We start from the raw sequence: 10921 nt of genomic DNA, 5'->3' as shown, positions 1-10921 counted from the left end.
CTCAGCAATAATTTTATTTTGGAATGAATGAGGTACTCCGCCGGATCTTTTCTCATTAGTAATTGAATACTGTCAGAGGCGGCAACGATGTTGTAACCAAAGGCCGCTACCCGTACGGGATCAAAAATGTAGTACGGGGTATACAACGCTTCCAGGTTTTGTTTGAACGATGGATGCAATTGGGTGCTTAACAATACTACCGTGAATTGGCTGTTCAGGAAATTCAACAGCACTTCTATCGACCCGATGCCGTTATCGCTGTAAATAAAAACCAGTCCCTGCCGGTTGTCGATCGGCAGGGATTGGTGAAAGGCGCGCACCGGAACGGCGTACCCGGTTTGTGCATCGATAAAAAACAGGTCCTTGTTTTGTTGGATGTGTTCGTATAATGACATAGTATTAATGGTTAATGGTAAAGGATCAGGAAACCTGTTCTACATGGTATTTCTTAAGCAACTCTTTTATTTTGGCTACGCTGCCCATGGTCAACACATCTTCCATTTCGATGGTGATGCCATAGGCGGCTTCCAGTTCTGTTACCAGCACCAGGTGCGATACGGAATCCCATTCGGGAATGCTTTGGTATTCCAGTTCGTCGGTAATGTCGTTTGCAGGAATGCCAAAGGCGTTGGCGATTACTTCTTGTAGATGCATGTTGTTTAGTTTGTTGTTAATGTTTATTAGTGTAGAATTCGTTTTCTGTAATTGCAAGGCAGAAGGCAGACGGCAAACGGCAGAAAAACTGAAAACGAAGAACTATGTCTGCCTTCTGCCGTCTGCCGTTTGCCTTGCTTCACACTTTAATCCGCTGCCATCTTCCTTTCTTAAAAACCACAATACATGAAACAGCGAGTACCAGTTCGCTAACAAGAATGGCCATAAAAATTCCCTTTGGACCCCAGTTGAGCACAATGCCCAGCAACCAGGCCAGGGGTAATTGCGTGAGATAGAACATGAGAATGTATAACACCGATACCTGTCTGATATCGCCGGCTGCATTCAGGGAGCGGGCGATCACCATCGTATAGCCCAGCAGGATATAAGCCAGGGAGATGAACCGGATGTACAGAATGCTGTAGCCAATCACTTCCGGTTCCTCGGAGAACAGGCTGACGACAGGCCGGGCTGCAAAGAACCAGGCTATAGCCACTACGATCAGAAAGCACATGTTTATTGAACCGGCTTTCCAGACTGTTTGCACCGCGCGTTCGGGTTGTTTGGCGCCCAGGTTTTGCCCGGTCAGTACGCCGGCGGCATTTCCAATGCCCCAGGCAGGCATGGTGGCTACCGATGCCACGCGTTGCGCAATGATATAACCTGCCAGCGCATGAGCGCCAAAATGCGACACGATCTTTATCATGAGCAACCAGCTGGAAGCCGGGATCATATATTGCAACGTACCGCCGGTGGCCTGCTTTATAATTTTCCTCATAATAGCAGGAACCAGTAACAACTGCGCTTTACCAATGGTGATGATAGTTTTGCCACGCAACAGGTACCACGATTGATACCCCACACCGGCAATCCGGGCGAGTGCCGTTGCAATAGCGGCGCCTGTTAAACCCATGGCCGGTACAGGTCCCCAGCCGAAGATAAATACCGGGCACAATAAAATATTAAGTCCGTTCGAAAGCCAGAGCGTGCGCATGGCCAGGGCCGCATCACCCGATCCCCGGAAGATCCCATTGATGGTGATCCGCATAATGATGAACAACGTACTGCCAAACATAATTTGGCAAAACAGTTTGCCTTCATTGATGGATCCGGCAGACAAACCCATCCAGCTTACTATTTGCTGGTAGCACACACACGTAGTTATGCTTATGACTAATGAAATACCCAGGCCGATATAGATCACCTGCATGGCTGTTATCCCAGCGGTTTTTGGTTTTTGCTCACCAATGCGCCGGGAAATGAGGGATGATGCCGAAACACTCAACCCGATGGAAACTGAATAGGCAACACTGATCACCGACTCCGTAGTGCCGGCAATGGAAATGGCATTGGCGCCAAGTCTGCTGATGAAGAACAGGTTGGCGCAAACAAACAACGATTCCATCACCAGCTCCAGCACCATGGGCACGGCCAGCAAAACAATGGCCCGGTTAATACTGCCCGAGGTAAATTGTTTTTCTTTACCTGTCAGCGCCAGTTTCAACAGCTCAATTTTTTGTTTCATAATTATAAAGGAAGGGCAGGTTGTTTAATAGCTGTCAGTGGATTTTGTAACGTGCCGCCTTTGCGTGGAATGGCAAAGCTGGTCTTTTGTTCATACGCATTACCCAGCAGCCGCACGCTGTTGATGTAAAATCGTTTGAAGGCCGGCACAAACAGGTTGTATTTTTCGAATGTATTCGCCAGTGCCGGATGCGCTTCCTGGTACTCAAGGACCACCTCGCATACCTGTTGCCAGAATTCGGTTTCCGTATACCCGTCATAGGTATGCAGCACATTACTTAAGTACCGGAAAAATGCGTCAAAAACGCCCAGCAGAATAAACAACGGTACATTGTCTTTATTGGAAGAAGCGATCATGCCTTCTGCGAGGTCTTTAGGTAGCTTTTCTTTAGCTTCTTCTGTCAATACAATGTCATCCACAAAATCCTTGATGATGATGCGCACCGGCGCCTCCTCTTTCAACACCAGGATAATGTTTTCGCCATGGGGTGTTACGCAAAGGGAGTGTTGGTAGTAGATCTGCAACAGCGGTTTCAGGTAAGCCTGTAAATAAGCCAATAGCCATTCGGCTGTAGTAAGGCCACTCCGTTTTATCAGTTCACCTATCATTGAATGACCGGCCTCATCAACATACAACAACGACGCCATAGTAATGATGCGTTCGTCTGGTTGCAAATATTTCGTTGCGCTTTCCCGCCATAACACCCCCAGGAATTCTTTGTACTGGTAAGGCGGATCAACGATAGAGTGATAATATGGATGGATATAACTCACCGTAGCCACTTCACCTAACAATACCAATCCGAGGCTTTGTAAATATGCATCCTGCTGCAACATATCCATTACCCAGCTTGTTACGCGGGGCGCAATAGCCATTTGTTTGAGCGAGAGTCCCCTGATGTTGCCCGTACTTAAAATTGAAATGGCTGTTTTTACATAATGCTTCTCCGGCTGACTGGTATTATAAAATGTACGGATGCTTTGTTGCGGAGAGTAGATGTCTTCACTCGTGCCTAATGGGATCAACAGCTTGTTGGCAATATCTGTTGCATATTGCACCAGCAGTTTATTGTTCCATTGCCAGGGATGAACCGGGATGAATGTATAATCAGCCACATCGAGACCCTGATCAGTAATGATCTTTTTAAATGAGTTAACGGTTGCGATACCCAGCTCCTGTTCAAAGAACGCTTGTTCCGCTATGTGGTCCAGACTGCGGAATTTGGCGCGGCTTTTATGCACGGCAATCCAGTTGAGTTGAACAGGCTGATCGGCTTCCGGGGCGTATTGGGTATACTCATTATAATTAAAACCCAGCCGGCTTTTGTTTACGATCACCCAGGGATGGCCATCCATTTGATGCTCTACCGTTTGGTAATCCGCTGCCGCCAGTTGAGCAGCCGTATATCGGCCACGTGTATACAAATAAGCATCGGCATATAAGGTGTGCAGCACCTCTTCAATATAATGCGCCAGGGTAAATGAACGAATGCCAAATGTGTTTTGCAGTTCTATGAAAAACAGGCAGGCGTCGACGGCCATTGCTGTGTGCCCGTTCTCCTGCCGCTGTATACTGGTGGCTTCAATATGCCAGTAATCGAGCAGGCGTTTGTACCCGGTGAAAGTATATTCAATAGAAGCATGGTCGGTTGTTAACCGGAAATGGGTTTGCCCATCTTTGTCATCTGAAACAACAACAGGTTGGGCCACTTCTTCGTGCATCAGTTCTGCAAGGCTCTTGGCCAGCAACCGGTTGTTCACTTTTTCCCAGATGGCTCTTGAAAGCGGGGCTGTTCCCGCTAATGGTTTACTGTTCATGGTGGTGTTTTTAAATGACTAAATAGCGCGCGCTTCGGCGGGCAATGCGCTCAGCGCTTTATGCGCCGCCCCTTCGATTCCGCTCAGGGCGCCAAAACTTTGAAACGCAATTCGCTTTTCAACCAGGTACACCTCTCTGCCACACACCTTATTAATGATCTGTGCATTGCGATAAGCGCACATGCCCAGATCGGGCGTTACAAAACCATGCGTATGCAATTCAACATTCTGTACAAAGATCTCTTCGTTATTGATATCAATGGTGTAATCGCGTTGTACCTGCAACAAACCATCAGGTTGCCGGTTGATGCGTTCGGCTATGCCTTGCAGAAAAGCCGGTTCCTTGTATTTATAACCAGTGGCCAGCACTACATAATTGGCCTGGCATTGATACGGTTCCTGTTGTTCGGTTTCTGTAAAGAACAGATCGCAGGTATTGGCTTCGTTGGCCGGTAGTACCTGGTCAAGCCGCATGTTCGATCTTATGTTTATAGGCAGCGGTACATTGTCAACACTCATTTCGTACAGCTGATCGAAGATGTCGTTGATGAGATCGTAATTGATGCCCTTGTACAGGCTGTTCTGTTTGGCCAGTAATTTCTTTCTCTTTTCTTCCGGTAAATGGTAGAAGTAGTCTACATACTCGGGAGAGGTTAATTCCAATGTAAGTTTTGAATACTCCATGGGGTAGAACCGGGGCGAGCGGGTGAACCAGCTCAGTTGCAAACCTTGTTGGGTGGCAGGCAACAGGTCCTGGAAAATTTCTGCCGCGCTTTGTCCAGACCCGATCACGGCCACTGAAGCACTGTTTTGCAATTGGTCTTTGTGCATCAGGTATTGCGACGTATGGATCACACCGGGCTGTTGTTCAATGAATGCCGGAATGTAGGGTTGCGTGCCCGTGCCCAATACCAGCCGTTTGGCATAATAGGTTTCCGGCTTATTGCTTTTTGAATGGCGCACCGTTACTTCATACAGCTCATTCTTATAATGAATATCTGTTACTTCATACCCAAACCGGCAATTGCTTACTTGTTTGGCCACCCATTGACAATACACATTGTATTCCTTCCGCAGGATGTTGAAATTCTCCCTGATATAAAAAGGGTAGAGCCTTCCGGTTTGTTTACAAAAATTCAGAAAGCTGTATTTGTTGGTAGGATCGGCCAGCGTAACCAGGTCGGCCATAAAGGGAACCTGTAAAGTGGCATTCGGCAGCATTAATCCCGGATGCCAGTCAAACGATGCTGATTGGTCGAAGAATAAAGCACTTATTCCGGCTACCGGTTCTATCAATGCTGCGAGCCCCAGGTTGAAAGGACCAATGCCAATGCCTATTAATGAATATGGTTGTTGTTGCATTATATTTCTTTTGCAGGTGATTGTTCAGCCACGGGGCTGATAATGATTTCTTTGTTTTGTGGGAATTTGGCCCAGTACCATTCGCGGTAACAGAAATTCAGGTTGGCCTTTTTGTGTGGCATTTCTATTACCTTTTCTATCCTGAACCCAACATGCATTTTGTTCATCAGGGACGCCAGTGAATCAACGGAGCCTTCGCCTACCATTTTACCTACCTGCGGTTGGGCAAATACATAATCAACCATACATTGCGTAAATGGCGAAACGTATTTCTTTTTGGGATCAACCGGGGCAATGTATTGATGGGTGCCGTAATCGGTAGGCAATACGTCGTAGTATTCACCTACCAGGTCACGGCAGGCCCAGTACACTTCAAAATAACAGGCAGGTTCGCCATTGGCCTCGCCAATATAGGCGTACAGCAGATCGCCGGCCAGCAACGTGCGGTAATAGGTTTCCAGCTGCCGGATGGGCCAGTTCATTTGCCAGATCTTAATGGCATGCTCGCGATGAAACCATTCATGTAACATGTCCAGATCGCGGTCAGGATCGATGGGCCGCAAACTGATGGTCACATTTTCCTTCGGAAAATACCGGCTGTAGAAGATCTCCTTTGAAACTGGATTAATAAGCGTATCGCTAAAGAAATATTTATGCAGGGGATTGTAATACGTACGGTATATAGCCGGATTGGTACGCGGCGCACTGGCTTCGTCCATATTATTTAGACTGGTGAGCAGATTACCCTTCGTGTTCAGTTTAGGCGCCGTTAAAAAGTGATTCACCAGTCCGGTTGTATCGCTGTCACGCAAAGACAATAACAATTCATAAGTCAAACCTAATAACGTGCGCTCATCAACTAATTGGTGCTTCCCAAATGCATTTATCAAACCAAACAGGTTGTTGCTGATAAGGTAATGGTCCCAATAGCGGTACATGCGTTCTTCGGGTATAAATGAACGACTTTTGCTGCCAAAGTCAGGTATAGCCTGCATCAGTTCTTTCACCTTTCCTTCCCGGAAAAAGAAACCCTGGTTATCGCGGAAATAGATCTTAGCAGGGAACAGGCTCTCATTCAATTCCAGTAAAATATTCTGCTGGTGGTATTCACTGCCCAACCCAAAATCATTAAAGATGCCGATCAACGGTTGCATACAAACGCGCAGGTACTGGTTGAACCAGTCGATGGCGGTTTCTTTAATGGGTCTGTTTTGTTTATCGGCCGCTTCGCGAATAATATTTACGATACGTGGTGTATCATTAATACCATCCTGACTCAGGGCCGCTATCAACGATACATTCTTTTGTGCCGCACTTCCCTTAAAAACATTCTTACGCACGCTGGTAGTAAAACCGTCTATTATTTCACCATTCCAGGTTACCATAATATACGCAGGGTCGGTGATGAATTCCACCTGCGGGTATTGTTGTTGCAAGGCTTTGCCCCAACTGGTTTTTATCAGCCGGGCGGCATCGTGCCCACGGTATAACTCATGCGGATAGTTGACCCGGTAGGAATTGGTAAGCTTTACATGCAGCGATAGTTTATACATCCAGTCGCTTTGTTCGTTGTATACTGTGCGAACAGAAGAGGTGGGTGCATACAAAGCGCCCGCTTCACCTATGCTGTACAACATCCCTTTATCCAGCATGTCTTGCACGGCAGGTTGTTGCAACAGATACACCGCTTCCCAGGGATGTGTGGGCACTACTTTATAATCATAGTATTCTCTAATTATCGTTTTTATTGCGATGGGCAATCCGCCGGACAGCAGCTCCTGTTTTAACCAGTCGCAGGGCAGGGTAGACTCGGTGCTTTTTTCTATTACACAATCCGGATGGATCAAAAAATAATATAAGGGAAAACGGGCCTGCGTTTCGGGTGAATAACGCAACAGGTCATCGGTGGTGAAACCTTCCCTTGTTTTGGTAAGCGGGTGCAAACTATGTCCCAATAACAGGGACTGTTCCGCCTCTATAAAAGATTGATGCGCCCGGGTAATAGCCGGCTGATGGGTTGCCAGCCTGTCAAGAAAGATCCCGAGGTTATCGATGCTGTTTTGCATTAAGTAAGCCGTGCGTGCTGAGTCAACCTCCGGATACATTGTTTTTGCATATTGCGTAACCAGTTCCAGAAAACGGAACGGGCTTATTTCCTGCAGGCTATCAGTGGCCAGTTCTTTTTCTGCAACCGGGAAATAAAAACCATGAATACCGGTTTCGGAATAATATTGTAAAGGAACGTACACTTCATAGCCAATTGAAGCGAGATCAATTCGTAGATGTAATGTATGTCCGGTATGCCGAAACCACTCTGCCAGCGCTTCGTCGTGTTTGGGAATACCTTCATACCGGCTCCAGTTACTGAACTCGCGGCAAAAGCTGTTGAGGAGCGCCGTGTAATTGATCTGCTCAGCTGTATGCCGGTGTGTGGTGGCGTTGCTCGTACTCTTTTCCATGCTTTTGTATAATGGTTAAAATGTTTTGAATATGTTGAATAGTTGTAAGCGGGTTCAGAATAGTGAACTTCAGGTAGAACTGTCCTTTTACCCTGGTGCTGGCTACCAGCACCTCGCCATTGAAGAACATCGTTTGTTTGATGTGTAAATTCATGGCGCAGGTATCTATATCACCTGGGTGTTGTGGCAGGTAGCGGAATACCAACACGCCCAGATCGGAATGGCTGAGCAATTCAAACTGTTCCCACTCATCGATCAAACAAGCTGCCTGTTCGGTAGTGTCGATGATCCTGTCTGTATACCGTCCCAGTTTTTGTTTGCCCATGAGCCGCAACGTGAACCATAATTTCAGTGCATCGAAGCGGCGGGTGCTTTGGGTGATTGATTTATTGATCTGTGCCGGTAGTGCATCATAATCCTGTTCTTGGGGGTTCAGGTAATCTGCATGGTGCTTGATGATATTGAGGTGTAATTTATTTTTCACCAAAAAGGCGCTGCTGCTGATAGGCTGAAAGAACGATTTGTGATAATCGATGGTTACCGAATCTGCCTGTTCGACACCATTCAACAGGTGCCGGTACTTTTCCGACAGCAATAAACCACAACCATATGCCGCATCCACATGCACCCACAGGTTGAATTGTTTGGCTATCCGGGCAATCTCCTGTAATGGATCTATGTTCCCGAAATCGGTAGTGCCGGCAGTGGCCACAATGGCAATTGGAATATTACCCTGTTCCATTTCATCAAGAATGGCCTGCTCCAGATTGGCCGCATCCATGCGGAAACGCTCATCTGTAGCTACTTTTACAATGGCCTGTTCGCCAAGTCCCATCAAGGAGGCATTTTTCTGGTTGCTGAAATGCGCCTTTTCCGACACGAATATTCTGAACCGGTTGGCATTGGCCGGATGACCATCCAGCTTAATATTATGGTTTAAATAAGTAAGCGCATAATAATCCCGGGCCAGTAATAAACCCATCAGGTTGCTTTGTGAGCCACCGCCCGTGAATACGCCATCGCATTGGTTGCTGTAACCGAGCTGTTCACCCGTCCAGTCTATGAGGCGGCGTTCGATAAAGGTGCCGCCGGCGCTTTGGTCGTACGTGTCCTGTGAAGAATTAATGGCGCTGATGATCACTTCTGCAGCCAGCGCAGGGATCACTACCGGACAATTAAGATGCGCAATGTATTGCGGTAAATGAAAAGCCGTAGCATGTTTAATGTACAAGGCATTTACTTCTTCAAACAGGCTTTTATAGTTGGGCAGCGGCTTATCCAGACTGATGTTTTCAAATTCAGCCAGCAAGGTGGCCGGTTTTATTCCGCTGAATGGTTTCTTATTGTTCTTTAAAAAGCCCGATACCTGTTCTGCAGCTGCGCGCAGGGCGAGCCGGTATTCGGTCTCGGTTCCTTCATAAAAGAGATCGTTCAGGGAAGTGTCGTCCTTTTCGTTTTCAGGCAACTCTGTGGCGTATATGGAGATCAGGGTTTGTTTTTCCATTGGTGCTGATTATTGTTGTGAATGAAACAATTTGCCGTAGTGTTCTTCCATAATTAAATACGGGTCATTTGACTGAGTAACCGATTGAATATTGATGAGACTGGTCTTGCTCATCATGCGTAACATAAGCCGGCGTTCACATTTCACCAGCTGCCCGTTTTCATTGCGGTAACCGGCCACAAATGAATTTCTGCCATGGGCGCACAAATGGTTGTTTACAAAAATGAGATCGCCTGAATCGGGAATGAATCCATTATAGATGAGTTGTTTGGCCTCGTCCCAAAAACGCACCAGGTTGTGCATGGCCTCCGGTGTTTGTCCGGCTTTTTCATTATAGATCTGTTCGGCCGCATCAAACCGGATAAAGGGCCGCTCGCGATTTCCATATAATATAGAAGTGGTCACTTCCTCGCCGGCATTTGCTTCGTCGGCAAAATTCGCATCCTTCGGACACTTATAAATTGGTTTGAACAATTCCGCCATGATCTCGTTTGTTTCGCCATGCGAGCGGATGGAATACAACGTGGAGGGTACCTGTTCTTCATTCCGCAGGAACAGGAAGCTCAGGAAATCGGCCTGGTTAAATAAAAATGCATCTTCGGTATGAACAAACAGATCGGTGCGCGAACCGGAACCGGTTTGGGTATGACTCATTTTTTCATCGGGAATAATAGCATGCAACAATCCGCCGCCTTTTCGTTGGGCATAATACTGGACAGGTTTTGATGGAATAGCGCCATGCAGCAGCGAACAAATAAATCCATATTTAACCAGCTTGCTGTAATCGGTTTCTTTCCATGAGGGCGGGGTAGGACCAAGCGCATCGTGATCAACTTCTGTAAGGCCTCTGAATACCAAAGCGCCGTACTGATTGCGTGAGAAGTCGGTACCAAAACGGCTCAGGATACCCGCAATACGTTCCGGTAATAACTGAAAGGCATTCAGGTGCAAGGCGGAAATGAAATCAGGGTGTTCATAATGGTCAAACGCTTTCATTAATATATTGGCCACATTTGAAATGGATGCCCGTTCCCTGGGTGTAACGTCAACGATTAATGGACTCATGGGAGGAGGTAATACGCCGGGACCGTTCATTCGATGCCGGTGTGTTGTAATAGTTTCCATACTTTTAGCTTAATGGTTTTGTTATTTAAAGTATATGATGTATGAGGTTTTCTTTAGTCAATGCAAACCTTGCCCGTAACCCGCAAGCAGGTTCAGTGACACTACTGCACACTATAATTTTTAACAGTGGATCAGGCAAGACCGTAGCTGGTTATATTATTGAACGTGTCAATAACATAACAAGACATATCCGTTAACAGACAGGGAGAATGCTGTACTGCTTACGGGGGTTATCTTATAAAACCGGATTGTTTACAAATGGGCTGCGTATGCAGACATTTGATGTCGGAAGGAGACACGCAATTTATAAACTAAAATCAATTATTCGGTTACGCGAAGAGGAAATTAATTTCACGTTGTCACAAAAGTAACATTGCGTGTATATAAAAATAAAAACGGTCTCCCGATAGACCAGGAGACCGTTAACAATAAACGAACAGTGCTTTTTATTATTAAAACTTTATCGTTACGTTGG

7 protein-coding genes and 1 pseudogene are annotated in these 10921 nt (G+C 46.5%); all 8 read right to left on the bottom strand.

Going from position 1 to position 10921, the window contains the following annotated elements; translation table 11 throughout:
- Window positions 1-395, bottom strand: a pseudogene (locus ACJ751_RS17045) (long-chain fatty acid--CoA ligase); the annotation flags it as partial.
- Window positions 396-420: 25 nt separating this feature from the next.
- Window positions 421-654 carry an acyl carrier protein gene (locus ACJ751_RS17040; protein ID WP_407746726.1) on the bottom strand — a complete coding sequence of 78 codons (234 nt, stop codon included), beginning with the start codon at window positions 652-654 and terminating at the stop codon, window positions 421-423.
- A 139-nt stretch (window positions 655-793) separates the two neighbouring features.
- Window positions 794-2179, bottom strand: a complete 1386-nt coding sequence (locus ACJ751_RS17035; protein WP_407746725.1) for an MATE family efflux transporter — start codon at window positions 2177-2179, stop codon at window positions 794-796.
- A 2-nt stretch (window positions 2180-2181) separates the two neighbouring features.
- Window positions 2182-3996 carry an IucA/IucC family protein gene (locus ACJ751_RS17030; RefSeq protein ID WP_407746724.1) on the bottom strand — a complete coding sequence of 605 codons (1815 nt, stop codon included), beginning with the start codon at window positions 3994-3996 and terminating at the stop codon, window positions 2182-2184.
- 18 nt (window positions 3997-4014) lie between these two features.
- Complete coding sequence (locus ACJ751_RS17025; RefSeq protein ID WP_407746723.1) at window positions 4015-5358, bottom strand: lysine N(6)-hydroxylase/L-ornithine N(5)-oxygenase family protein; 1344 nt, start codon at window positions 5356-5358, stop codon at window positions 4015-4017.
- Window positions 5358-7817 carry a GNAT family N-acetyltransferase gene (locus ACJ751_RS17020; RefSeq protein ID WP_407746722.1) on the bottom strand — a complete coding sequence of 820 codons (2460 nt, stop codon included), beginning with the start codon at window positions 7815-7817 and terminating at the stop codon, window positions 5358-5360. The genes ACJ751_RS17025 and ACJ751_RS17020 overlap by 1 nt, the downstream gene beginning before the upstream one ends.
- Window positions 7771-9321: a pyridoxal phosphate-dependent decarboxylase family protein gene (locus tag ACJ751_RS17015; protein WP_407746721.1), complete on the bottom strand. Its 1551-nt coding sequence runs from the start codon at window positions 9319-9321 to the stop codon at window positions 7771-7773. Before ACJ751_RS17015 ends, ACJ751_RS17020 begins: the two co-directional genes overlap by 47 nt.
- A gap of 9 nt (window positions 9322-9330) precedes the next feature.
- Window positions 9331-10446 carry a taurine catabolism dioxygenase TauD gene (locus tag ACJ751_RS17010; RefSeq protein ID WP_407746720.1) on the bottom strand — a complete coding sequence of 372 codons (1116 nt, stop codon included), beginning with the start codon at window positions 10444-10446 and terminating at the stop codon, window positions 9331-9333.
- Between the last annotated feature and the right edge of the window lie 475 nt (window positions 10447-10921).

Origin of the sequence: Niastella sp., assembly GCF_045805085.1 — a bacterium.
Classification (GTDB): Bacteria; Bacteroidota; Bacteroidia; order Chitinophagales; family Chitinophagaceae; genus Niastella.
Note: the sequence above shows the minus strand (reverse complement) of the source record. Positions and strands in the feature narration are given on the sequence as shown.